Source organism: Jannaschia formosa (genome assembly GCF_003340555.1).
GTDB classification, from domain to species: domain Bacteria; phylum Pseudomonadota; class Alphaproteobacteria; order Rhodobacterales; family Rhodobacteraceae; genus Jannaschia; species Jannaschia formosa.
The window spans coordinates 63,713-87,927 of the sequence record NZ_QPLJ01000015.1; the positions used below are offsets into that span (position 1 = coordinate 63,713).

The window sequence follows — 24,215 nt, forward strand, 5'->3', positions numbered from 1 at the left end:
TCAGGCCGCGTAGCGCGTCCCGGTGAAGCGGGCGCGCATCCGCGCAACTTCCGGTGCGACGCGCGCCGGGTCCTCGCGCAGCGCGCGGGCGAACAGCGCCATGAGCAGCGCCGCATCTTCCGGCCCGACGCCCCTCCGCGCCAGCTCCGGGCTGCCGAGGCGCAGGCCGTTCATGTCGCCCGCGACCTCCGCGACAGGCAGGCCGATCCCGCTCGTCAGGAAGCCGCCTGCCTCCAGCCGCCGCGCCATCGCCTGCCCTCCGCCGGGGGCGTGCAGGGCGAACTGGTGGCTGGTCGTGGCGCCGCGCTCGGTCTCGAAGACGTCCAGCCCCTCGGCCTGGGCCGCCCGTGCCAGCGCGGCGGCCAGATCGGCCATGGCCCGCGCATAGGCGGCGCCGTCGCGGCGCCAGTCCTCCAGCGTGACGCCCAGCGCCGCCGTCTTGGCGACGTCGAAATTGGCCGTCATGCCGGGGAAGGCGATGGCGTCCAGCCGCTCGGCGATGGCGGGATCGTTCGTCACGATCATGCCGCCCGCCGGGCCGCCCAGCGACTTGTAGGTCGACATCGTCATCAGATGCGCGCCCTTTGCGAGCGGGTTCGGCCAGGCGCCGCCCGCGATCATCCCGCAGAGATGCGCCGCGTCGAACATCACCACCGCGCCCACCGCGTCGGCGATGGCGCGCACCTCTGCCACCGGATGCGGCAGCAGGTTGAGCGAAGCGCCCAGCGTGATGATCCTCGGGCGGACCTTCCGGGCAAGCGTTTCCAGAGCGTCGAGATCGACGGTGTAGCGCGCCGCGTTTACCGGCGCGGCATGGATCTCCAGCCCGTAGAGCCCGGCGCAGCCCGGGGCGTGGTGGGTCACGTGGCCGCCGATGGTGGCGGGCGGCGCAAGGATCGCGTCGCCGGGGCGGGCACAGGCCATGAAGGCGAAGAGGTTGGCCGTCGCGCCCGAGGGCACCCGCAGCTCGGCGAATGTCGCGCCGAAGACCGCGCAGGCGAGGCGGCTGGCGATGACCTCGATCTCCTCTATCTCGGAGAGGCCCATCTCGTATTTCTCGCCCGGATGGCCCAGCGAGGGGCGCGAGCCGATGCCGGAGGCCAGCAGCGCCTCGGCACGCGGGTTCATCACGTTGGTCGCGGGGTTGAGGTTGAAGGCGTGGACGTCGTGGGTCGCGCGCGCCGCGGCGGCCAGCGCCTCGATCCGCGCCGCCGGGTCAGCGGGCAGGGGCAGGGCGTCGATCCGGGCGGCGGCGGCGGGCGAGAGCCAGGGGCGGGGGGCGAGATCGGTCATGACCGCATCTGGCGCCGCGGCCGGGGTGGGGTCAATGGCGAGGCGCCGTCGCGCGTGACTCGCCGGGCCGGCAGGGCTAGCGTCGCCGCGAAGGAGACCCGATGCCAACGATCCTCGTCTTCGGAGACAGCAACAGCCACGGCACCGTCGCGCTGAGCCGCCTGGGGCAGCTCGACCGTCATCCGCCCGAGGCGCGCTGGCCCTCGGTCATGGCGCGCGCCCTGGACGCCGACGTCGTGACCGAGGGCCATCCCGGCCGCACCACCGTCCACGACGATCCGATCGACGGGGCCCACAAGAACGGGCTCGCCGCGCTGCCCGCGCTTCTGGAAAGTCACCGTCCGCTGGACCTCGTCATCGTCATGCTGGGCACGAACGACTGCAAGGCGCGGTTCGGCCTGCGCGGCTGGGACATCGCCGCGGCGATCGGGCGGCTGGCGCTGACGGTCCAGGGCTCCACCGCCGGGCCGGGCGGGGCGGCGCCGGACGTCCTGCTGGTCGCGCCCGTGCCGCTGGAGGAGGCGGGCGTGCTGGCCGAGATGTTCCAGGGCGGCCCGGTCCGGTCCCGCGCCATCGCGCCCGCCCTTCGCGACGAGGCCGCGCGGCTCGGCTGCGGCTTCTTCGATGCGGGCCGGGTCTGCACCGTCGATCCTGTCGACGGCGTCCACCTGACCGCCGAGGCGCAGCGGGCGCTGGGGCTCGCCATGGCCGAAGCGGTGCGGGACAGGCTGCCGCGCTGACCCGGGGCGCCGCTTTGACCACGCGACCGCGACCGCTAGGTGGAACGGTCTCAGCCGAAGGAGCGCGACAATGAGCGACGACATCCGGCCTGGTGGCCGTCTGATGGACCGACCCGAGTATCGCAGCAAGCCCAGGCCGCTGACCCGCGGTCCGGACGCGACCGTATCGGAGGCCGTGGCGGCAATGTCGGACAAGAACTATGGCTGCGTCATCGTCACCGATCCCGACGACAAGGTCATCGGCGTCGTGACGGAGCGGGACGTGATGAACAAGGTCGTGGGCCGCGGGCTCGACCCGACCACGACGAAGCTGAGCGAAGTCATGACCGAGAACCCGCGCCTCGCGCGCGAGACCGACCAGATGCTCGACTGGCTGCGGATCATGTCGAACGAGCGGTTCCGGCGCCTGCCGGTCGTCGACAAGGACGGGCGGGTCAAGACGGTGTTCACGCAGGGCGATTTCGTCAGCTACACCTGGCCGGACCTGATGGGGCAGATGGGGACGATGCTGAAGGCGCAGGCGGCGGGCAACTTCCACTACCTGCTGATCGGCGGCGCGATCCTGGTTTATTCGCTGGCGATGATCGTCGTGCTCGCGCTCGCGTTCTGAAGACTGGCGCCACCGCTTCGGCGCGGTCCTGCCGCGCCCCTTGGGGCCACGGATGAAAAGCGGGCTTCGGGGCGTGCGTTTGCCGCCCCCCTTGCGAACGGGGCCGGCGAGATCACCACCAGCCGCGCTCCCCGTATCCTTCTCTGCCGGATGGGGGGAGGAGCGCGGCGAGCCTTGTGAGTGATACCGAAATGATAGCGCGTATCCGGCCCGAGGCGAATCCCCTACCTACGTCGCCCTTGAAGCGAGCGGACCCCCGCGCGTCCGGCCCGGTCCTATCGGCGCGCCGCCGCCACCGCCGCGCCCGCCGCCACGCCCGAGGCCCAGGCCCACTGGAAGTTGTAGCCGCCGAGCCAGCCGGTCACGTCCACCGCCTCGCCCACGACATGCAGGCCCGGCACCGCGCGCGCCTCCATCGTCCGCGAGGACAGAGCGGCGGTGTCGATCCCGCCCGCCGTCACCTCGGCCTTGGCATAGCCCTCGGTGCCGGTGGGGTGGAAGGTCAGCGCCTCCAAGAGCTCCGCCGCGCGGGCGAGATCGGCGTCCGAGGCGTTGGCGAGCTCGGTCTCGAGCCCGATCCGCCCCGCCAGCGCCTCGGCCAGCCGGGCCGGCAGCCGCTCCGCCAGCGCGGTCTTGAGCCGCGCGCGGGGCAGGCGGCGGCGGGCGTCCCTCAGGGCCTCCAGCGCGTTCGGAAGGACCGTCAGCGACACCGGCTCTCCGGGCCGCCAGTAGGAGGACACCTGAAGGATCGCCGGTCCCGACAGGCCCTTGTGGGTGAAGAGCGCCGCCTCCGCGAAGGACATGCCTCCGGCGCGGGCCACGGCGGGGCAGGCCACGCCCGAGATCGCCCGGAACGGCATCTCGGCCTCGGACAGGGTCAGGGGCACCAGCGCCGGGCGCGGCGGAACGACGGGCAGGCCGAAGCGGCGCGCGATGTCGTAGGCCACGCCGGTCGCACCCATCTTCGGGATCGACGGCCCGCCGGTCGCGACGATCAGCGCGGGCGCCTCGGCCCCGGCCACGCGGAACCGGCCATCCGCATGCCCGATCTCTCCGATGGGCGTCGCGAGCCGGATCTCGACCCCGCCCGCCGCGCATTCCGCGAGCAGCATCGCGACGATCTGCCGGGCCGACCCGTCGCAGAAGAGCTGGCCCAGCGTCTTCTCGTGCCAGGCGATGCCGTGCTTTTCGACGAGGGCGAGGAAGTCCCACTGCGTGTAGCGCGCGAGCGCCGATTTGGCGAAATGCGGGTTCTCGGAGAGGAAGCACTCCGGCTCCGTCCCGGTATTCGTGAAGTTGCAGCGCCCGCCGCCCGAGATCAGGATCTTCTTGCCCGCCCGGTCCGCGTGGTCGAGCACGAGCACCCGCGCGCCCGCCTGCCCGGCGGTCGCGGCGGCCATCAGGCCTGCACCGCCTGCGCCGAGGACGATGGCGTCGTAGTCCATGCGCCGCCTCCTAGCGCAGCGATCGCCATGCGCAAGCCTTGCCCCGTGCGGCCCGAGCGGACATGACCGGGTCGCGCAACATTGAGGAGCCCAAGCCATGACCCTGTCCGTCTACCTCTCCGGCGAGATCCATACCGACTGGCGCGACGAGATCGTCTCTGCCTGCGAGGCCGCGGGGCTCGACGTCGCGTTCTCGGCCCCCGTGACCGACCACGCCGCTTCGGACGACTGCGGCGTCGCGATCATGGGCGCAGAGTCCAACAAGTTCTGGCACGACATGAAGGGTGCGAAGCTGAACGCGATCCGCACGCGGAAGGGCATCCGGGATGCCGACATCGTCGTCGTCCGCTTCGGCGAGAAATACAGGCAGTGGAACGCGGCCTTCGACGCGGGGCTGGCCTCGGCCTGGGGCAAGGCGCTGATCGTGATGCACGGACCCGATCACCAGCACGCCCTGAAGGAGGTCGATGCCGCGGCGCTCGCCGTGGTCGAGACCCCCGCGCAGGTCGCGCAGATCCTCGTCTATGTCGAGCGCGGGACGTTGCCCGGCTGACGCCAGGACCGGGCGACCTTGCAAGGCGCGACCCCATGTCCCACCATGGTGCTTTGAGAAGATATGCCGTAGCTCCAGTTCGGCACCAGACGCAGAGGGCGAGATGGACTCAGGCGACATGGTCGGGCAGGTCGGCATGGTGCGCCGGCTGTCGGACGACCACTGGCAGAAGCTGATCTCGGCCTGCAGCGACATCCAGGATGTCGCGGCCAGGACCGACCTGACCTGCAAGGGCCAGCCCGTGTCCTCAAGCCAGCTTCTGCTCGACGGGATGATGGGCCGCTACATGCCGGGCCCGAAGGAGACGTCCCGCCAGATGGTGGCGTTGCAGGTGCCCGGCGATTTCGTCGATCTGCACAGCTTTCCCGGCAAGGTGCTCGACCACGACGTCACGTCGATCACCGACATCCGCATCGGCGTCTTTCCGCACGAGGCCCTGCGCGCGCTGATCGAGGAGGATACCGAGCTGGCCATGGCCCTGTGGGAGCTGACGGTGATCGACGCGGCGATCCATCGCCACTGGTCGTTCCGGATGGGCGCGCTGCGGGCGCTGGCGGCGGTGGCCAACTTCCTGTGCGAGATGGAGCTGCGCCTGCGGCTCGCCGGGCGCGCGCAGGACGGGCAGTTCCGCCTGCCGATGACGCAGATCGATATCGGCGAGGCCTGCGGCACGACCCCGGTCCATGTCAGCCGGATGCTGCGCGACCTGCGCGAGGGGGGGCTCTGCAGCCTCGAGAACGGTCTCGTCACGATCCCGGACCGGGACGAGCTGCGCCGGGTGGGCAGGTTCGACCCGCAGTTCCTCTATCTCGACCCCGTCGCCGATTTCGACCCCGACTGACGCTGCGTTGACAGGGCGGGCGCCCCGCTTCTACCGTTGGACATGGCCGGGCCGGCAGGTCGGGCGCGACCGCGCGGGGCAGGGGCCCCGCCGAACGCAGGGGGCAGCTTGGGCGCCGCGTATTATGCTCCGACCGATCTGGACGAGGCGCTAGGGCTTCTGGCCACGCGCACGGCCTCGGTCGTCGCGGGCGGGACGGACTGGTTTCCCGCGCGCGGGCGGACGCCGGTGACCGAGGACATGCTCGACATCACCCGCCTCGCGGAGCTGCGCGGCATCGACCGCGACGGCGCGGGGTGGCGCATCGGGGCCGCCGTCACCTGGGCAGAGATCGCCCGCGCTGACCTGCCCTCCGCCTTCGACGGGCTGAAGCAGGCCGCGCGGGAGGTGGGCGGCGTGCAGATCCAGAACGCGGGCACGCTGGCGGGCAACCTGTGCAACGCCTCGCCCGCGGCCGACGGGATGCCGCCGCTCCTGACGCTCGACGCCGAGGTGGAGCTTGCTGGCCTGGGCGGCCGCCGGCGCCTGCCCCTGTGCGACTTCGTGACCGGCCCGCGCGCCACGGCCCGCGCGCCCGGAGAGCTTGTCGTCGCCCTGCATGTCCCCGCCCAGCCCGAGGGCCTGCGCGGCGCCTTCGTCAAGACCGGCGCGCGGCGCTATCTCGTCATCTCCATCGCGATGACGGCGGTCGCAGCAGGGCTCGACGAGGCGGGCCGCCTCGCGCATCTCCGTGTGGCGGTCGGCGCCTGCTCCCCCGTCGCGCGCCGCCTGTCCGCACTGGAGGCAGCGATGACGGGCCGCCTGCCCTCCGATGTGCAGGTGAGCGAAGCCGATCTCGCCCCGCTCGCCCCGATCGACGACGTGCGGGCCGATGCCGCCTACCGCCGGGAGATCGTGCCGCACCAGATCGCCCGCGCCCTGCGCGCCGCCTGCAATGGATAAGCCGCTCGCCACCGGGCCGGTCGCCTTCGACCTGAACGGCGTCGCGGTCACCCTCCGCCCCTTGCCGGGCGAGCGCCTGTCCCACAGCCTCCGCGAACGGCTCGGCGCCCGCGACGTCAAGGTCGGCTGCGACGCGGGCGATTGCGGCGCCTGCACCGTGCTTCTGGACGGCCTGCCGGTCTGTGCCTGCCTCGTTCCCGCCCAGCGCGCCGAGGGCCGCCGGGTCGAGACCCTGTGCGGGCTGGCGGAGGACCCGGTGAAGGCGCGCCTCGCCCAGACATTCGAGGCGCATGGCGCGGCGCAATGCGGCATCTGCACGCCGGGGATGCTCGTCTCGGCGGTGGCCCTGTTGCGCGAGGTCGAGGCCCCGACCGAGGCGCAGGTGGCGGACGCGCTGGGCGGGGTGCTCTGCCGCTGCACCGGCTATCGCAAGATCGTGGCGGCGGTGGTCGCGGCCGGAGCCGGCCTGCCCGGACCGCAGGCGCCCGGCCCGGGCCATGTCGGGGCCGCGATCCGGCGGCTGGACGGGGCGGGCAAGACCGGCGGGACCGAGCGCTTCGGCGACGACGTCGCGCCCCCCGGCGCGCTGGTCCTGCGGGTGATCCGCAGCCCCCACGCCCGCGCCCGCTTCGTCTTCGGCGACCTCGCCGTCTTCGTCGCGGCCACCCCGGGCGTCGCGGCGGTCCTGACCGCCGCCGACATCCCCGGCGAGAACCGCTTCGGTGTCATCCCTGCCTTTGCCGACCAGCCCGTCTTCGCCGAGGTCGAGACCCGCTTTCGCGGCGAGGCCGTCGCCTGCGTCGTCGGGGAGGCCGACGCCATGGCCGCCTTCGACGACACCGCCTTCCCCGTCGACTGGACGCCCCTGGCCGCCGCCGGGGACCCGCAGGCGGCGCAGGCGGAGGGCGCGCCGATCCTGCATCCCGACCGGGCCGGCAACGTCATGTGCACAGGCTTCGTCGCCTGCGGCGATGCCGAGGTCGCGCTGGCCCGGGCCGACACGGTGGTCGAAGGCCGTTTCACCACCTCTTTCGTCGAGCATGCCTATATCGAGCCCGAGGCCGGCTTTGCCGAGATGCAGGGGGACCGTATCGCCGTGCATGCCTGCACCCAGGCTCCGATGATGGACCGCGAGGCACTGGCCTTGATCCTCGGACGACCCGAGGCCGACATCCGCATCGTGCCGACCGGCGTCGGCGGCGGCTTCGGCGCAAAGCTGGACCTGTCGGTGCAGCCTTTCCTCGCGCTCGCCGCGCAGAAGACGGGTCGCCCCGTGCGGCTCGCCTATTCCCGGACCGAGTCGATGCAGTCCACCACCAAGCGCCACCCGGCCGAGATGCGCCTCCGCATCGGCGCCACGGCGGACGGGAAGCTCTGCGGGATGCGGTTCGAGGGCGAGTTCGACACCGGCGCCTATGCCTCCTGGGGGCCGACCGTGGCGAACCGCGTGCCGGTCCACGCCTCCGGCCCCTACCGCGTCGCCGATTACCGCGCCAAGGCGCGCGGCATCCATACGCACAACCCGCCCTCGGGCGCCTTCCGCGGCTTCGGCGTGCCCCAGGCCGCCGTCGCGCAGGAGAGCCTATTCGACATGCTCGCCGACCGGCTTGGCATCGACCGGCTGGATTTCCGCATCCTGAACGCCCTGACCGACGGCGTGCCCACGGTCTGCGGCCAGGTCTTCGAGCAGGGCGTCGGCATCCGCGCCTGCCTCGAAGCCTTGCGACCGGCCTGGGCGCGCGAACGCGCGGTGCCGTCGACCGGGCCGCGCCTGCGCGGCGTCGGCGTCGCGGCGGGCTGGTATGGCTGCGGGAACACCTCGCTGCCGAACCCCTCGACCTTCAAGGCCGCGCTCGCCGCTGACGGACGCATCGTGCTGCACCAGGGTGCGATGGATATCGGGCAGGGCGCCACGACCGTGATCGCGCAGATCTTCGCGACCGCCCTCGGCGTGGACGTTGCCGATATCGACCTCGTCGGCGCGGACACCGACCAGACGCCGGATGGCGGCAAGACCTCGGCCTCGCGTCAGACCTTCGTCTCGGGCAACGCCGCGCGGCTGGCCGGCGCGGCGCTGCGGGCCGCCATCCTCGCCCGCACCAACGCGGGCGAAGGCGCGCGGATCGTGCCGGAGGCGGGGGGGCTGTCGGTCGTCGACGGGGACCGGGTCCACCGTCTCCACCCCGCCAGCCTGCCGCCTGATGCCGAGGGCTACGTCCTTCGGGTGGAGGAGACCTATGACCCGCCGACCCGCCCACTGGACGAGAACGGGCAGGGGGCGCCTTACGCGCAGTTCGGCTATGCCGCCCATCTCGCCGTGGTCGAGGTCGACGCCCAGATGGGCACCGTCCACCCGATCCGCTTCGTCGCCGCCCATGACGTGGGCCGCGCGGTCAACCCGCTGCTGATCGAGGGGCAGGTCGAGGGCGGCATCGCGCAGGGTCTCGGCATGGCCCTGATGGAGGAATACCTGCCCGGCCGGACCGAGAACCTGCACGACTACCTGATCCCGACCTTCGGCGACATGCCCCCGGTCGAGACGCTGATCGTCGAATGCCCCGACGCCCACGGCCCCTACGGCGCCAAGGGACTGGGCGAGCACGTCCTGATCCCCACCGCGCCCGCCCTTCTCAACGCCATCGCCGACGCGACGGGGGTGCGGATGACGCGCCTGCCGGTCACGCCCGCGCGGCTGCGCGCCGCGCTGCGGGAGGCAGGCCTGTGATCGGCCGCCCCGCTTCATGTTCCGCCGAGGTTGACGCGCCCGCCCGTCCTGTCCTCATCTCGCCGGAAATGCCTCGGGGGGGCGAGCGAAGCGAGCGGGGGCAGAGCCCCCATCGCGGCCGGTCCGTCGGGGCTGTCGCAACCGGGTGCGGAACCCCCTCATGACCGACGCCAAGATCCGCTGCGACGCCTGCCCGGTGATGTGCTACATCGCCGAGGGTCGCTCGGGCGCCTGCGACCGCTATGCCAACCACGGCGGCGCGCTGGTGCGGCTCGACCCGCTCACCATACTGGAGGCGGGCGCCCCCGCCGTGCCCTTCCTCGGCGCCGGGTGGGACGGCGACCCGGTCGCGGCCAAGCCCTTCGTGACCGCCATCGGCGCGGGCACCACCTATCCCGACTACAAGCCTGCCCCCTTCATCGTCTCGTCCGAGGTCGAGGGCGTGGACATGGTCACCGTCGTCACCGAGGGCATCTTCAGCTATTGCGGCGTCAAGGTGAAGATCGACACCGACCGTCATATCGGCGAGGAGCGGGACGCCGTGCGCTTCCGCGGAGAGCCGGTGGGCCATGTGACAACCTCCGAATACGGCTCCAAGATGCTGTCGCTGGGCGGGGTGGAGCATCTCACCGGGGGCACCAAGCCCGAGGGCCGCGCGACCTGCGACGCGCTGATGGCGCTGTGCAATCGCGAGGCGGTCGAACTGGAGATCGAAGGCATCTCGCTGGTGGTCCAGGCCGGGCAGCCGCCGATCATCGATGGCGAGGCGGAGCGGCTGATGCGCGTCGGCTGCGGCTCGGCCACGATCGGGATGTTCGCGAAGCAGTGGCTGGGCCATGCTGACGAGGTGGTCGTGGTCGACGACCACATCACCGGCGTCCTGTCGGAGCACGAGGCGGGCAAGCAGCTGGGCGTGCCGCCCTCGGGGATCAGGCTGCTCGGGCGGCGGTCGACGCCCGGGCGCTATTTCAAGGTGGCCCGGCCGGGGACCGGATGGGGCGGGACCAATATCGATGACCCGCTGACGATCCTTGGTCCGTGGAAGCCGAAGGTCGCCTGGCCGGGACTGCGGCTGCTGATGGTGTCCACGACCGGAGAGCAGTCCGCCTATTACGAGCTCGGCGACGACCTGGTGCCGCGCCGGGCCGCCATGCCGGACAGCCTTCGCGCCGCCTCCGATCTCATCGCCGAGAATTGCGAGCCCTCGGTCTGCTCGGTCCTGTTCATGGCGGGCGCGGGGGGCAGTCTGCGGGCCGGCGTGACCGAAAACCCGGTGCGCCTGACGCGCTCGGTCAGGGAGGCGCTGACCCATGTCACCTGTGGCGGGGCCGAGGCCTATGTCTGGCCTGGCGGCGGGATCACCGTGATGGTCGACGTGCTGGAGATGCCGCAGGACAGCTTCGGCTACGTCCCCACCCCCGCGCTGGTCGCGCCCATCGAGTTCACCCTGCGTGCCAGCGACTACGCGGCCCTCGGCGGCTATGTCGATGCGGTGCGGTCGCTGGCGGAGGTGAAGCTCGACGGCGCACGGCGCATCGCCCGCCGCGAGGACCGGGCCGACCCGCGCGACCGCAGCCACTACCGGTGGCCCGCATGAGCGCCGTGGCAGCCTGGCTGCCGGGCGGGCGGCTGCATCTCCAGCACGGGCCGATCGACGCGATCCTCGGGGCCGAGGGGCCGGGGCGCGAGCCGGCGCTCGCCGCCGCGCGCGCCCGCTTCCCCTCGATCCTGCCGGAGCTGGTGGCAGAGCTGGACGCGCTGCGCCAGCCGCTCCGGGCGCCGTTCCGGGGCACCGTCGCGCGGCGGATGGCGCGGGCGGTGCGGGTCCATCACGGCAGTTTCGTTACGCCGATGGCCGCCGTCGCGGGGGCGGTCGCGGACGAACTTCTGTCGGTCATGACGCCGTTCGACCTGACCCGCGCCTATGTGAACGACGGCGGCGACATTGCGCTGCATCTGGCGCCCGGCGCCAGCTACCGCTCCGCCGTAATGCGCTGGGACGGCAGCGAGATCGGGCGGATCGAGGTGACGGCAGGCGACGGCATCGGCGGCATCGCCACATCCGGGCGGCACGGGCGGAGCCTGTCGCTCGGCATCGCCGACAGCGTGACGGTCCTCGCCCGCGACGCGGCGGCGGCGGACGCGGCGGCGACGCTGATCGCCAACGCCGTGGACCTGCCGGGCCATCCGGCGATCCGCCGCGCGACGGCGCGCAGCCTCGACCCCGACAGCGATCTGGGCGGCCGCCTTGTCGTCACCGGCCTCGGCCCCCTCACGGCGGGCGAGGTCGCGCGCGCCCTCGCGGCGGGCCTGTCGCGCGCCGAGGCCATGCGCACAGCCGGCCGGATCGTCGGCGCCGCGTTGACGTTGGGGCCGGAGACGGTGATCGTCGGCCCGCACCTGACCCTCCGGAGACCGGCCCATGCCTGACCTCGTCCTGCGCAAGACGCTCCTGTCGCGCGAAGACATCTTCCACGAGGGCGGGCCCCCGCCGAACAAGCCGCAGCTGCGCGGCTGGATCATGGCGGTGATTGAGAACCCCTTTGCCGGGGCCTATGTCGAGGACATCCAGCCCTTCATGGAAGACCTGAAGCCGCTCGGCGTCGACATGGCGCGGCGGCTGGCCGAGGCGCTGGGCGGGCCGGACGCCATCGAAGGCTACGGCAAGGGCGCCATCGTCGGCGAGGCGGGCGAGACCGAGCATGGCGCGCTCTGGCATGCGCCGGGCGGTTACGCGATGCGCGAGGTGCTGGGCGGGGCCAGGGCTATCGTGCCCTCGACCAAGAAGGTCGGGGGGCCGGGCGTGCGGCTCGACGTGCCGGTCACGCACAAGGACGCGTCCTATGTCCGCTCCCATTTCGACGCGATCGAGGTCGGCTGCCCGGACGCGCCCCGCGCGCGCGAGATGGCGGTCGTCCTGGTGATGACGACGGGCGCGCGCATCCACGACCGGGCGGGCGGGCTTGCCGCCTCGGAAATCTCCAAGTGGGATGGCCTCAGATGAGCGCCGAGATCCGCAAGATCGTCGTCACCATCGAGGAGACCCATCGCGAGATGGGCCGTGCCATCGAGCCCCCGACCCGCAAGGCCGTCGCCGTGGCGGTCATCGCAAACCCTTTCGCGGGCCGCTACGTCGAGGACCTGACGCCGCTGATGGAGATTGGCGCCGAACTTGGCGGATTGCTCGGCCGTCGCTGCGTCGAGGCGCTGGGCATCAGGCCGGACGAGGCCGAGAGCTACGGCAAGTCCGCCATGGTGGGCGAGGCCGGGGAGCTGGAGCATGCCGCCGCGATCCTCCACCCGAAGCTGGGCGCGCCGCTGCGCACCGCCGTCGGGAAGGGAGCGGCGCTGGTGCCGTCGTCGAAGAAGATGGGTGGGCCGGGGCAGGTGCTGGACGTGCCGCTGGGCCACAAGGACGCGGCCTATGTCCGCTCCCATTTCGACGGGATCGAGGTGAGGCTGAACGACGCGCCCCGTGCCGGAGAGATCATGGTCGCCGTCGCCGTGACCGATAGCGGCCGTCCGCTGCCGCGGGTCGGGGGGCTGACCGCCGCGGAGGCCGTGGGGGAGGACGGGCTGCGCTGAGGGCCGCCCCGGCGCGCCGCCGGGGCGCCCGCGCCTCCGCCCCGGCGGCGCGCCTTGAAGGGCCGATGTGACGAGAGGCTTCGCGAACCGGAGATCACGCCGCGAGGGCGGCTCAGTCCGAGGCGATGGCGATGACCTGCCAGGGCGCGAGCTTGACTTTGCCTTCCAGTCGCGACGGGCCGTCGAAGAGGGGCCTGCCTTCCATGGCGAGTGTCTCCGGAACGGTCCACTCGACGGCCTCGTCGGAGAGGTTCGCGGCGACGGCGATCCGGCCCTCGGGGTGGTCGCGCGCATAGGCCATCACCTGCGGGTCACCGATATCCTCCGGCACGGTCCGGCCCTGCCGCACCACGACCGACTCGCGCCGGAGCGCGGCCAGCGCACGATATCGGGCGAGGACTCCGTCCGGGTCCTCGCGGTCGGAGGCCACGTTCACCTCGGGATGGCTCTGGCCCAGGTCGATCCAGGGGGTCCCCGTGGTGAATCCGGCGCCCGGACTGTCGTCCCATTGCACCGGCGTGCGGGAATTGTCCCGCCCGTTCGCGCGCGCCCCGGCAAGGAATGCGGCCTCGTCGCCACCTTCGGCCATGCGGATGGTGTGGAAGTTCAGCGTCTCGACGTCGCGATACTGTCCGATGCGGGTGAACCCCGCATTCGTCATCCCGATCTCTTCGCCCTGATAGATGTAGGGGGTCCCCTTCAGCAGGTGCAGCACCGTCGCGAGCGCCTTGGCGGAGGCCACGCGATGCGTCTCGGAGCCGTATTGCGACACGGCGCGCGGCAGGTCGTGGTTTCCCCAGAAAAGCGAGTTCCAGCCATGGCCCTCCAGCGCGGTCTGCCAGTCGAACAAGACACGCTTCAGCGCGGAAAGGTCGCGGGGCAGGGGGTGCCACTTGCCGTGCTCGGCGTGCCAGCCCTCCATGATATGCGAGAACTGGAACACCATCGACAGGTTCTCGCAGTAGCGGCGGGCGGACATGGGGGTCGCCGCCCAGGCCTCGGCAATCGAGATCACGTCGCGGCCGTCCAGCACCTTCTCGCGCATCTCGGCCAGGTAGTCGTGCAGCTTGGGGCCGTCGGTCGTGATGCCCCGGTCCGGGTCCTTCCCGATCAGCTCGATCACGTCCATGCGGAAGCCGCCGATCCCCTTGTCCAGCCACCAGGTCATCATGTCGTGGATCTCGGCCCGCAAGGCCGGGTTCTCCCAGTTGAGATCGGGCTGCTTGGGGTGGAAGAGATGGAAGTAGTATTGTCCCGTCTCCTGATCGAGCGTCCAGGCGGGGCCGCCGAAGATGGCCTGCAAGTCCGTCGGCGGGCCGCCATCGGGGCCGGGATCCCGCCAGATGTAGAAGTCGCGCAGCTCCGCGTCCCGCGATGCGCGGGAAGCCTGGAACCAGGCGTGCTCGTCCGAGCTGTGGTTGACGACGAGGTCCATGACGATGCGGATGCCGCGCTTCCCGGCCTCGGCGATGAGGCGATCCATGTCCTCCATCGTGCCGTATTCCGGCGCGATGGCGCGGTAGTCCGCGATGTCGTAGCCCATGTCGGCCTGCGGAGAGGCATAGACCGGCGAGAGCCAGACGAAGCCCACGCCCAGCTCCTCCAGATGGTCGAGGCGCGACAGGATTCCCGGCAGGTCGCCGATCCCGTCGCCGTTCGAATCCTGAAAACTGCGTGGCCAGATCTGGTAGCCGGTCGCCTTCTGCCACCAGCGTTCGGCGTCGTCCTGTCGGGGCTCGGAGTGCGGAGCGTCGGCGCCGGCCGCGCCTGTCGGCGCGGTCCCGGTCTGAATTGGGTCGTCGGTCATGCGGTCCTCTGCGGCTTCGGCACCTGCCGGATCGCGCTCCGCGATCGGGCAGGCTCAGGTTAGTTGCGAGAACGCCCGGAGCCCGAGGCCAGTTCCGCCCGGATGCCCTTCGCGGGCGCGGAGGGGCGGGTCACGCAGGCGGCGGTCCGGTGCGCCATCCCGGCGTTGCTGCGGATGTCGTTCGGGACTCGCCGGTCCGCGGCACGGGCTGGCCAGCGACGATGCGTGCCGCCCCCAGCGAGGCCGGTCCTGCCCCCGCCCAACGCGCATTCACGCGTCCAGCGCGGCGCGCCGGGTCGACCGGACCCGGCGCGCCGCCCTCGATCGAGCGCCGTCAGGCGGCGGGCATCCGGCGCTCGACGATCTCGGCCCACCAGGAGCAGCCGGCGGGGATCGCCTCGTCCGCGAAATCGTATTCCGGGTGGTGGACCGGAGCGGTGTCGCCGTTGCCGACGAGGATGTAGGCGCCGGGCCGGGCCTCCAGCATGAAGGCGAAATCCTCGCCGCCCATCACCAGCGGCGCGTCGGCGCAGTCGCCCGAGACGGCGCGCGCGGCCTCGGCGGCGTATTCCGTCTCGGTCTCGTGGTTGACCATCACCGGGTAGTTGCGCTGATAGTCGACCTTGACGGTGCCGCCGAAAGTGGCGGCGACGCCCGCGGCGATCTCGCCCATGCGCTTCTCGGCCAGGTCGCGCATCTCGTTGTCCATCGTCCGCACCGTGCCGCGGATGTGGACGCGCTGCGGGATGACGTTGAACGCCTTGGACGAGGTTTCGAAGGAGGTGACCGAGACGACGATGTTCTTGGTCGGATCGGCATTGCGGGAGACGATGCTCTGCAGCGCCGTGACCAGATGCGACCCCATCAGGGTCGTGTCGACCACCTCCTGCGGCTTGGCGGCGTGGCCGCCTTTCCCTTCGAGGTAGATCTCGAACAGGTCGGTCGCCGCGAAGAAGGCGCCGGGGCGGATGGCGAAGCTGCCGACGGGGCGGCCCGGCCAGTTGTGCATCCCGTAGACTTCCTGGATGTTCCAGCGGTCCATCATTCCGTCGTCGCACATCTCGCGCCCGCCGCCGCCGCCTTCCTCGGCGGGCTGGAAGATCACGACGACGGTGCCGTCGAAGTTGCGCGTCTCGGAGAGGTACCTGGCCGCGCCCAGCAGCATCGCGGTATGGCCGTCATGGCCGCAGGCATGCATCGCGCCGGCTGTCTGCGAGGCATGCTCGACCCCGGTCTGCTCGTGGATCGGCAGCGCGTCCATGTCGGCGCGCAGGCCGATCACCTTGCCCGAGTCGGTCTTGCCCTTGATGACGCCGACGACGCCGGTGCGGCCGATCCCCTCGACCACCTCGTCGCAGCCGAACTCGCGCAGCTTGTCGGCAACCACCTTCGACGTGCGATGGGTCTCGAACAGGATCTCGGGATGGCGGTGCAGGTCGCGGCGCCACTCGGTGATCTCGGGCAGCAGTTCGGCGAAGCGGTTCTTCACGGGCATGATGTTTTCCTCCGAAGCGGGATGACCGGGGGACCCTAGGCGCTTCGCCGGGACCTGCAAGCGTCATCGCGCGGCAAGCCGGTGCCCGTCTCGCTCCTCGGACCCGGCGGGCAGGTGCAGCGTCCGGATCGGGAAGGGGATGCCGATATCGTGCTCGGCGAAGGCCCGCTCGACGGCCAGCATGACGTCGGAATAGACGTGCAGCCGCGCGCGCTGGGTCGAGGCCGTCCACCAGCGCAGCCGCACCGTCTTGCGGAAGTCGCCGAGGTCGAGCGACAGCGCCTCGGGCTCCGGATCGTCCCGCACGCCATCGACGCGGTTCACCGCGTCCAGCGCCACGCGCATCGCCCGGGCGGTGTCGGCGGCGTAGTCGATGCCGAAATCGTATTCGGAGCGGCGGATGTCCCATGCGGTGTTGACCGTGACCGCCGAGGTGTAGACGTCCGAATTCGGGATCACCACACGCCGCCCGTCATAGGTCTTGAGCAGCGTGGCGCGGGTCTCGATGTGTTCGACCGTGCCCTCGTAGTCGCCGGCGACGATCTGGTCGTGGACGCGGAAGGGCTGGCGGATCAGGATCAGCAGCCCGGCCAGCATGTTCTGCAGGATGTCCTTGAAGGCGAAGCCGATCGCGACGGAGCCGAGCCCGAGCCCCGCGATGAGGTCGCCGGGGCGCAGCGACGGCGTGACGATGGTCATGGCGAGCACCGCGCCCGCGATCCACAGCGCCCATTTGGCCATGCTGGCGAGGACGGTGCCGAGGTCCTCGCGGTCGCGGCGCCCGAAGCTGGTGCGCAGGGACCAGGCGACGCCAAGCCCGATTGCAACGAAGACCGCAAGGACGACGAGCGCCACGCCGATGTTCGGGAGCATCGCGAAGAAGCCGTCGAGCCAGGTGTCGACCTTCTCGAGCGCCAGTTCGGGCTCGGCCTCGATGGGCTGGTCCGTCCCGGGGTCGGCATCCGTTTCCTGGTCCATGATCCCCCGCCGGTGGCCTCTGCCGGAAAACGCCCCGGCGGTAGGGGGGTTCCCCCGAGCTCAGACCAGCGTGTCGACCACCCGGCGCAGCAGGGCCTCGCCCTTCTCGAACTGGTCGACGGCGATCCACTCGTCGGGCTGGTGCGCCTGGGAGATGTCGCCGGGGCCGCAGACGACGGCGGAATAGCCGCGCTCCTGGAACTGGCCGGCCTCGGTGCCGTAGGTGACGACATGGGTGCCGTTGTCGCCGGTCAGCTGCCGGATCAGCCCCTCGGCGCGCCCCTCGGATTCAGGCTTCAGGCCCGGCACGCCGAAGTTGCGGTCGTAGTCGATGCCGGCCTTCGGGTGGCGCGCGGCGAGCCTTACATGAAGATCGTCCAGGAAGGCACTGAGCTCGCTTGCATACCGCTCCGGGTCGTCGCCCGCGGGGCAGCGGAAGCCGACATTCAGGTGGCAGTCCTTCGCGGTGATGTTGTGCGCCGTGCCGCCCTGGATCATGCCGACATGGCAGGTCGTGAAGGGCGGGTCGAACAGGGCCGAGACCGGGTCCGGCTCGATGGCCTGGATGCGGTCGTTGATCTCGTTCACCCAGTTGAGGATGCGCCCCGCCTCATGCACCGCCGAGACGCCCTGGGGAAGCTTCGAGGAATGGACCTCGTAGCCCTTCACATGGATGCGGAACATCACCGAGGCATTGTGGCCCGTCACCGGCCGCAGCATCGTCGGCTCCCCGATCACGGCCGAGGCGGCGCGGGGCAGGTGCTGCACCATGTCGTCGATCATCGGCGGCGCGCCGATGCAGCCGACCTCCTCGTCGTAGCTGAGCGCGATCTGGAGCGGGCGGGCGACGCGTCGTTCCAGCGCATAGGGCACCATGGCGAGGGCGAGCGCGTCGAAGCCCTTCATGTCGCAGGTGCCCCGCCCGTAGAGCCTGCCGTCCTTTTCGACGACTGTGAAGGGGTCGGTCGACCAGTCCTGTCCGTCCACGGGCACCACGTCCGTATGGCCCGACAGCACCACGCCGCCCTCCACCTCCGGCCCGACATTGGCGTAGAGCGCGGCCTTCTTCCCCGTGGCGTCGTAGACCCGGCGGGAGGAGACGCCGAAGCCCGCAAGGTACTGCTCCACCCAGTCGACCAACTCCAGGTTCGAATCGCGGCTGACTGTCGGAAAGGCGACCAGCCGGTCGAGGATGGCGCGGGCGGAGAGCGTCTCGGTCATGTCAGGACTCGCTATGGGAAAAGCCGCCCCAGTCGCCGCGCAGCACGAAATGGCCGGGCGTCACCTCGTCATAGATCGAGGGCTCGGGGGTGTAGTCGGTCGGGAAGATCGGCGAAGGGATCGGCTTGAAGTCCAGGTCCCGCTCGGACTTGCGCTGGGTCGGGTCGGCCACGGGGACCGCCTTCATCAGCTGGCGGGTATAGGGGTGCCGGGGGTCGGAGAAGATCGCCGCGCGGGGGCCGAGCTCGACGATGCGGCCCAGATACATGACGCCGACATGGTGGCTGACCCGCTCGACCACGGCCATGTCGTGGCTGATGAACAGGTAGCTGAGGCCCAGATCGCGCTGAAGCTCCATCATGAGGTTCAGCACCTGCGCCTGCACCGAGACGTCGAGCGCCGAGACGGCCTCGTCCGAGACGATCAGCTTCGGGTTCAGCGCCAGCGCCCGGGCGATGGCGATGCGCTGGCGCTGCCCGCCCGACAGTTCATGCGGATAGCGGCGCATGAAGCTGGCCGGCAGCTCCACCCGCTCGAACAGGTTGGCGACGGTCTTCCGGCGCGAGGCGGCGTCGCCGATCTGATAGTTCTCCAGCGGCTCGGCGACCTGGTCCGCCAGTTGCAGCTGCGGGTTCAGGGAGGCGAAGGGGTCCTGGAAGATCATCTGCATCTCGCGCCGGGCACGCGTGAGGTCGCGCTGGGACAGCGCGATGACGTCCTTGCCGTCGAGGTCCACCTCGCCCGAGCTTGGCTCCACCAGCCGCAGCACGGCGCGCCCCGTGGACGACTTGCCGCAGCCCGATTCGCCCACGAGGCTGAGCGTCTGGCCCTTGTTGAGGGTGAAGGACACGTCCTCGACCGCATGGACGTTCGAGATGTGGCGCCTGAACAGCCCGCCGCGCACCGGAAACCGGACGCAGAGGTTGCGCACCTTCAGAAGCGGAGTGTCGGTGCCGGGGATCGGCGACAGGTCCTGATCCTCGCGCCCGAACAGCTTCATCGGGGCGGGCAGGGTGGTGCCGTCCATCTCGCCCAGCCGCGGCACGGCGGCCAGCAGCGCGCGGGTATAGGCATGTTTGGGCGCGGCGAAGATCTCCTCGACTGGCCCTTCCTCGACCTTGGTGCCGCGGAACATGACGACGACGCGGTCGGCCATCTGGGCCACGACGGCCATGTCGTGGGTGATGAACATCACCGCCGTCCCCGTCTCGCGCTTGAGCCGGTCGATCAGCGCGAGGATCTCGGCCTGGATCGTCACGTCCAGCGCCGTCGTCGGCTCGTCGCAGATCAGCAGGCGCGGCTCGCAGGCGAGCGCGATGGCGATGACGACACGCTGGCGCATCCCGCCGGACAGTTCGTGCGGATACTGGGTCAGACGCCGCTCCGGCTCGGGGATGCGGACCTGGCGCAGCAGGTCCAGCGCGCGGGCGCGGGCGGCCTTCTCGGACATGCCCTTGTGCACGCGAAGCCCCTCCGTCAGCTGCTTGCCGACGGTGAAGACAGGGTTGAGCGCGGTCATCGGCTCCTGGAAGATCATGCCGATCTCGTTGCCGCGGATGCTGCGCATCTCGCTTTGCGGCGCGGCGGCGACGTCGATCGGCCGGTCGCCGTTGCCGCGGTCGAACAGCAGTCGGCCGCCCGCGATCCGGCCGCCGCCGAACTCCACCAGCCGCATCAGCGACAGCGACGAAACGGACTTGCCGGAGCCCGACTCCCCGACGACCGCGACGGTCTCGCCCGGGGCGATCTCGAAGCTGACATCCGAGACGCCGACGACGGTGCCGCCCCGCGTCTCGAACTCCACCCGGAGCCGTTCGATACGGGCGACGGGGGCGGGCGCATCGGGCGCCGGATCGTCGAGTGCGTCGCGCATGGAACCTCGATGGAATGAGCCGGGAATCCCCGGAGCGAACACGAGGTGACGCAGGAAGTAAAGCCGCGGCGCCTTCGATGCCTTCTCGTTAGGCCTCTCCTGCCTCAGCGCGAGGCAAGGACGGCGAACGCGCTTGCATTCGTCGGATAACCTGCTTGTCATATGGCATCCGGCCCCCGGGGGGCGGTCGTGCGGACGCGATGGCGTCCGTCCATCCAAGGGGATCCAGGCTCGCAGAATGCCAGGGACCCGAGAACAGGGAGTCTTCATCACATGACACTCAGGACAGCTTTGCTGGCAAGCGCGGCGCTTGCCGTGCCGACGCTCGCCCTCGCCGACGCGCATGTCGGCGAGCGCGGGCGTGACGGCGAGGTCTCGATCATCTATTGGCAGGCGCCCTCGACGCTGAACCCGTTCCTGTCGGGCGGCACCAAGGACGTCGAGGCGGCCTCGCTCATCCTCGAGCCGCTGGCCCGGTTCGACGAGACCGGCACGATCCAGCCCTGGTTGGTCGACGAGATCCCGACGGTCGAGAACGGCGGCATCTCCGAAGACCTGATGCAGATCACCTGGAAGATCACGCCGGGCCTGGTCTGGTCGGACGGAACGCCCTTCACCTCGGCTGACGTGAAGTTCACCTACGACTACTGCACCCACCCCGAGGGCGGCTGCGCCCAGGGCGCCAAGTTCGAGCCCGTCGCCAGCGTCGAGACCCCCGACGACCTGACCGTCGTCGTCAACTTCAAGGAGCCGACGCCCTATCCCTACACCGCCTTCGTCGGCGGCGAGAGCCCGATCCTCCAGAAGGCGCAGTTCGAGCAGTGCCTCGGCGCCGCGGCGTCGTCCTGCACCGAGCAGAACTTCGGCCCCATCGGCACCGGCCCCTTCGTCGTAACCGACTTCCGGACAAACGACGTGATCGCCTTCGAGGCGAACCCGAACTACCGCGAGGAGGGCAAGCCTGCCTTCGCCTCCGTCAACTTCAAGGGCGGCGGCGACGCCGACGCCGCGGGCCGCGCGGTCATGCAGACGGGCGAGTTCGACTATGCCTGGAACCTGCAGCTGGCCCCCGAGGTCATCGCGCAGATGGAAGCCGGCGGCATGGGCAAGCCGGTCGTCGGCTTCGGCCCGCTGGTGGAGCGCATCGAGCTCAACCACACCAACCCCGACCCGTCGCTGCCCCCCGAGGAGCGGTCGGTCATCCGTCCGCACCCGTTCCTGCAGGACCCGGCGGTGTATCAGGCGATGTCCCTCGCCATCGACCGGCCGCTCCTGGTCGAGATCGGCTATGGCCAGGCCGGCCGCGTGACCTGCAACCACGTCCCCGCGCCGGAGATCTTCAACTCCGACACGATCGACTGCTCGACGCAGGATCTCGAGGGCGCCAAGGCCATGCTGGAAGAGGCCGGCTGGGTCGACAGCAATGGTGACGGCGTTCGCGAGAAGGACGGCGTCGAGCTGCGCGTCCTCTACCAGACCTCGACCAACGCCGTCCGTCAGGACTTCCAGGCGCTGATCAAGGAATGGTGGGAGGAGATCGGCATCGCGACCGAGCTTCGCAACGTCAACGCCTCCGTCTTCTTCGGCGGCGACGCGGGCTCGCCCGACACGTTCCAGAAGTTCTACGCCGACGTCGAGATGTACGCGAACACCTTCAACGGCACCGACCCGCAGGCCTATCTGGGCGGCGAGCTCTGCAACAAGATCCCGTCCCCGGCGACCCAGTGGCAGGGCGAGAACATCCCGCGCTTCTGCATGGAGGAGTACGACGCGCTCTGGAACGAGCTGGCCCGCACCTCGGGCGTCGAGGCTCGCGCCGAGATCGCGAAGGCGCTCAACGACATGCAGATCATGAACGGCGCGCGGATCCCGCTCGTGCACCGCGGTCGTCTCTCGGCCCATGCCAACGATCTGGGCGGCATCAAGCTGAACGTCTGGGACTCGGAGCTGTGGAACATCGCGGACTGGTACCGCACCGACGGCTGACCTGACCCCGGGCGGGCCGCACGCGGCCCGCCCGATCCCGCCGCGCCCAAGCCGCGCGGTGGGCTTCCGCCCGACCTTCCCCGCATCGGAAGGCTGGACGAAAGCCCATCATGCCGCCCCAACGAAGGCCCCCGATGCTGACCTTCACCATCCGGCGATTGCTCTTCGCGATCCCCACGCTCCTGTTCATCGCGCTGGCGATCTTCCTGCTGCTGGAGCTCGCCCCGGGCGACCCGATGGCCAACGTGCCGCTGACCGTGCCCGACGAGGTCAAGGAGCAGATGCGCCGGGCGCTGGGCCTGAACGAGCCCGCGCCGATCCGCTTCCTGCTCTGGATCAGGCAGTTCTTCTGGATCGAGCCGCTCAACGTCTTCGACCACCTCTTCGGCACGACCTTCGCCGAGGGCGAGCTGCGGATCATCTCCTGGCAGAACCGCGCGCCCGTCTTCATCGCCATCGCCGAGCGCATCCCGCAGACGCTCTGGGTCGTGGGCACCGCCTATGTGGTCGCCATCGCGATCGCGATCCCGGTCGGCATCTACTCGGCCTACAAGCAGTACTCGGTCTTCGACCAGGCCGGCACCTTCGTGACCATGGTCGGCTTCTCGGTCCCGCCCTTCTTCTCGGGCGTGCTGGTCATCGTGATCTTCGCGGTCCAGCTGCAATGGTTCCCCTCGATCTACGACACCCGCCACGTCGTCACGGACTGGGACAGCTTCGTCATCCAGGTCCGGCAGATGTTCCTGCCGGTGATGGTGCTGGCGCTGCAGATCACTTCGCAGCTGAGCCGCTTCATGCGCGCCTCGATGCTTGACAACCTCAATCAGGACTATGTCCGCACCGCCCGCGCCAAGGGCCTCCGGGAGCGGGCGGTCGTGCTGGTCCACGTGCTGCGCAACTCGATGATCCCGGTCGTGACGGTCATCGCGCTGGGCATCCCGTCGATCTTCGGCGGCGCGATCATCACCGAGCAGGTCTTCAAGGTGAACGGGATCGGGCAACTGCTGATCACCGCGATCCAGGCCAACGACCTGCCGATGGTCCAGACCCTGACCTTCATCTTCGCGGTGCTGATCGTCGTCTTCAACCTGATCGCCGACGTGCTCTACGGCATCCTCGACCCTAGGATCCGCTATGACTGACGCCCGCGACCCTTCGGCCTATTCGGGCAACGACCCTGTCGTCACTGCCGCCTCCGGCTCGCTCGCCGCGACCGAGCCGGTGCTGCTTAACACCAAGGCCCGCAGCCAGTGGTGGGACGTCTGGGACCAGTTCCGCAGCCACAAGGGCGCGCTGATCGGCGCGGCGTTCTTCCTGCTGATCGTGGCGCTGGTGGTGCTGGGCCCCTATCTCTGGCCGCTCGACGCGACCAAGACCGACGTCCGGTCGCGCAACCAGGGCATGAGCCTCGCGCACCCGTTCGGCACCGACCAGCTTGGCCGGGACATCTTCGCCCGGATGATCGAAGGCGGGCGCGTGTCGTTGGCGGTGGGCATGGCGGCGATGCTGCTCAGCCTCGTGCTCGGCACGCTGATCGGCGTGCTGGCAGGCTACTTTCGGCGGCTGGACGGGTTGCTGATGCGCTTCACCGACCTGTTCCTGGCGCTGCCGCTGCTGCCGCTGCTGCTGGTCATGGTGCTGCTTTTCCGGGAGCCGCTGACGGCGGTCTTCGGCGTCGAGGTCGGCATCTTCATCCTGATCGTCTCGGCCATCGGCATCACCTCCTGGATGCAGACCGCCCGCATCGTACGCGGCGACGTGCTGGCCCTGAAGGAGCGGGAATTCGTGCTGGCCGCCCGCTCCATCGGTACCCCGCCGCGCCGGATCATCACCCGCCACATCCTGCCCAACGTGATGTCGCCGATCATGGTCTCGGCCACGCTGGGCATCGCGACCGCGATCATCACCGAATCGGCGCTGTCCTTCCTCGGCCTCGGCTTTCCCCCTGACTTCCCGACCTGGGGCCGCCTTCTGAACGACGGCGTGCCCTATCTTCAGCAGTATCCCGAGCGTGTCTTCTGGCCCGGCCTCGCGATCAGCCTCGTGGTGCTGTCGATCAACTATGTCGGCGACGGCTTGCGCGACGCGCTTGACCCGCGGATCCGGGGGCGGTGAGGGTCG

The 24,215-nt window shown here is 70.6% G+C and carries 20 protein-coding genes; 13 read left to right on the forward strand and 7 right to left on the reverse strand.

Features of this window, described 5'->3' with window-relative positions:
- Nucleotides 1-1,293, reverse strand: a complete 1,293-nt coding sequence (glyA, locus tag DR046_RS15240; RefSeq protein WP_115383259.1) for a serine hydroxymethyltransferase — start codon at nt 1,291-1,293, stop codon at nt 1-3.
- Between the two features lie 101 nt (nt 1,294-1,394).
- Between glyA and DR046_RS15245 the strand changes: the two genes are divergently transcribed.
- Both DR046_RS15245 and DR046_RS15250 read left to right on the forward strand, forming a co-directional pair.
- Nucleotides 1,395-2,033, forward strand: coding sequence for an SGNH/GDSL hydrolase family protein (locus tag DR046_RS15245; RefSeq protein WP_115383260.1), 639 nt, complete (start codon nt 1,395-1,397; stop codon nt 2,031-2,033).
- A 70-nt stretch (nt 2,034-2,103) separates the two neighbouring features.
- A complete protein-coding gene (locus tag DR046_RS15250) occupies nt 2,104-2,643 on the forward strand; it encodes a CBS domain-containing protein (protein WP_115383261.1) in 540 nt (179 codons plus the stop codon).
- Between the two features lie 275 nt (nt 2,644-2,918).
- Here DR046_RS15250 and DR046_RS15255 read toward each other — a convergent pair whose 3' ends face one another.
- Nucleotides 2,919-4,088, reverse strand: a complete 1,170-nt coding sequence (locus DR046_RS15255; RefSeq protein WP_115383262.1) for a BaiN/RdsA family NAD(P)/FAD-dependent oxidoreductase — start codon at nt 4,086-4,088, stop codon at nt 2,919-2,921.
- A 97-nt stretch (nt 4,089-4,185) separates the two neighbouring features.
- Between DR046_RS15255 and DR046_RS15260 the strand changes: the two genes are divergently transcribed.
- From DR046_RS15260 to DR046_RS15295, 8 genes are all read left to right on the forward strand, one after another.
- Nucleotides 4,186-4,641 (forward strand): YtoQ family protein, encoded by a 456-nt coding sequence (locus DR046_RS15260; RefSeq protein WP_115383263.1) that lies wholly within the window; start codon nt 4,186-4,188, stop codon nt 4,639-4,641.
- Nucleotides 4,642-4,744: 103 nt separating this feature from the next.
- Nucleotides 4,745-5,482, forward strand: a complete 738-nt coding sequence (locus DR046_RS15265; protein WP_167767133.1) for a Crp/Fnr family transcriptional regulator — start codon at nt 4,745-4,747, stop codon at nt 5,480-5,482.
- A gap of 108 nt (nt 5,483-5,590) precedes the next feature.
- Nucleotides 5,591-6,424: an FAD binding domain-containing protein gene (locus DR046_RS15270; RefSeq protein ID WP_245190960.1), complete on the forward strand. Its 834-nt coding sequence runs from the start codon at nt 5,591-5,593 to the stop codon at nt 6,422-6,424.
- Complete coding sequence (locus DR046_RS15275) at nt 6,417-9,149, forward strand: molybdopterin-dependent oxidoreductase (RefSeq protein WP_115383266.1); 2,733 nt, start codon at nt 6,417-6,419, stop codon at nt 9,147-9,149. The genes DR046_RS15270 and DR046_RS15275 overlap by 8 nt, the downstream gene beginning before the upstream one ends.
- A gap of 160 nt (nt 9,150-9,309) precedes the next feature.
- Complete coding sequence (locus DR046_RS15280) at nt 9,310-10,746, forward strand: 6-hydroxynicotinate reductase (RefSeq protein ID WP_115383267.1); 1,437 nt, start codon at nt 9,310-9,312, stop codon at nt 10,744-10,746.
- Nucleotides 10,743-11,579 carry a UPF0280 family protein gene (locus tag DR046_RS15285; RefSeq protein WP_115383301.1) on the forward strand — a complete coding sequence of 279 codons (837 nt, stop codon included), beginning with the start codon at nt 10,743-10,745 and terminating at the stop codon, nt 11,577-11,579. The genes DR046_RS15280 and DR046_RS15285 overlap by 4 nt, the downstream gene beginning before the upstream one ends.
- On the forward strand, nt 11,572-12,153 hold the full coding sequence (locus DR046_RS15290; protein ID WP_115383268.1) for an amino acid synthesis family protein: 582 nt from the start codon (nt 11,572-11,574) through the stop codon (nt 12,151-12,153). Before DR046_RS15285 ends, DR046_RS15290 begins: the two co-directional genes overlap by 8 nt.
- On the forward strand, nt 12,150-12,734 hold the full coding sequence (locus DR046_RS15295; RefSeq protein ID WP_115383269.1) for an amino acid synthesis family protein: 585 nt from the start codon (nt 12,150-12,152) through the stop codon (nt 12,732-12,734). The genes DR046_RS15290 and DR046_RS15295 overlap by 4 nt, the downstream gene beginning before the upstream one ends.
- Nucleotides 12,735-12,846: 112 nt before the next feature.
- On the opposite strand, the gene DR046_RS15300 is transcribed toward DR046_RS15295, so the two are convergent.
- The 5 genes from DR046_RS15300 to DR046_RS15320 all read right to left on the reverse strand — a co-directional run bounded on the left by DR046_RS15300 (nt 12,847) and on the right by DR046_RS15320 (nt 20,108).
- Entirely contained in the window at nt 12,847-14,541 is a 1,695-nt protein-coding gene (locus DR046_RS15300; RefSeq protein WP_115383270.1) for an alpha-glucosidase, read from the reverse strand.
- 334 nt (nt 14,542-14,875) lie between these two features.
- A complete protein-coding gene (locus DR046_RS15305; protein ID WP_115383271.1) occupies nt 14,876-16,036 on the reverse strand; it encodes a M20 aminoacylase family protein in 1,161 nt (386 codons plus the stop codon).
- 63 nt (nt 16,037-16,099) lie between these two features.
- The gene (locus DR046_RS15310) at nt 16,100-17,014 is read right to left on the reverse strand and encodes a mechanosensitive ion channel family protein (protein ID WP_115383272.1); all 915 of its coding nucleotides are present in this window, start codon (nt 17,012-17,014) and stop codon (nt 16,100-16,102) included.
- Nucleotides 17,015-17,074: 60 nt separating this feature from the next.
- On the reverse strand, nt 17,075-18,235 hold the full coding sequence (argE, locus tag DR046_RS15315) for an acetylornithine deacetylase (protein ID WP_115383273.1): 1,161 nt from the start codon (nt 18,233-18,235) through the stop codon (nt 17,075-17,077).
- A gap of 1 nt (nt 18,236) precedes the next feature.
- Nucleotides 18,237-20,108: an ABC transporter ATP-binding protein gene (locus DR046_RS15320; RefSeq protein WP_115383274.1), complete on the reverse strand. Its 1,872-nt coding sequence runs from the start codon at nt 20,106-20,108 to the stop codon at nt 18,237-18,239.
- Between the two features lie 273 nt (nt 20,109-20,381).
- Here DR046_RS15320 and DR046_RS15325 point away from each other — a divergent pair, with 273 nt between their 5' ends.
- From DR046_RS15325 to DR046_RS15335, 3 genes are all read left to right on the forward strand, one after another.
- Entirely contained in the window at nt 20,382-22,094 is a 1,713-nt protein-coding gene (locus DR046_RS15325) for a peptide ABC transporter substrate-binding protein (protein WP_115383275.1), read from the forward strand.
- A 134-nt stretch (nt 22,095-22,228) separates the two neighbouring features.
- Entirely contained in the window at nt 22,229-23,236 is a 1,008-nt protein-coding gene (locus DR046_RS15330) for an ABC transporter permease (protein WP_115383276.1), read from the forward strand.
- Nucleotides 23,229-24,209, forward strand: a complete 981-nt coding sequence (locus tag DR046_RS15335) for an ABC transporter permease (RefSeq protein WP_115383277.1) — start codon at nt 23,229-23,231, stop codon at nt 24,207-24,209. Before DR046_RS15330 ends, DR046_RS15335 begins: the two co-directional genes overlap by 8 nt.
- The last annotated feature ends 6 nt before the right edge of the window (nt 24,210-24,215 follow it).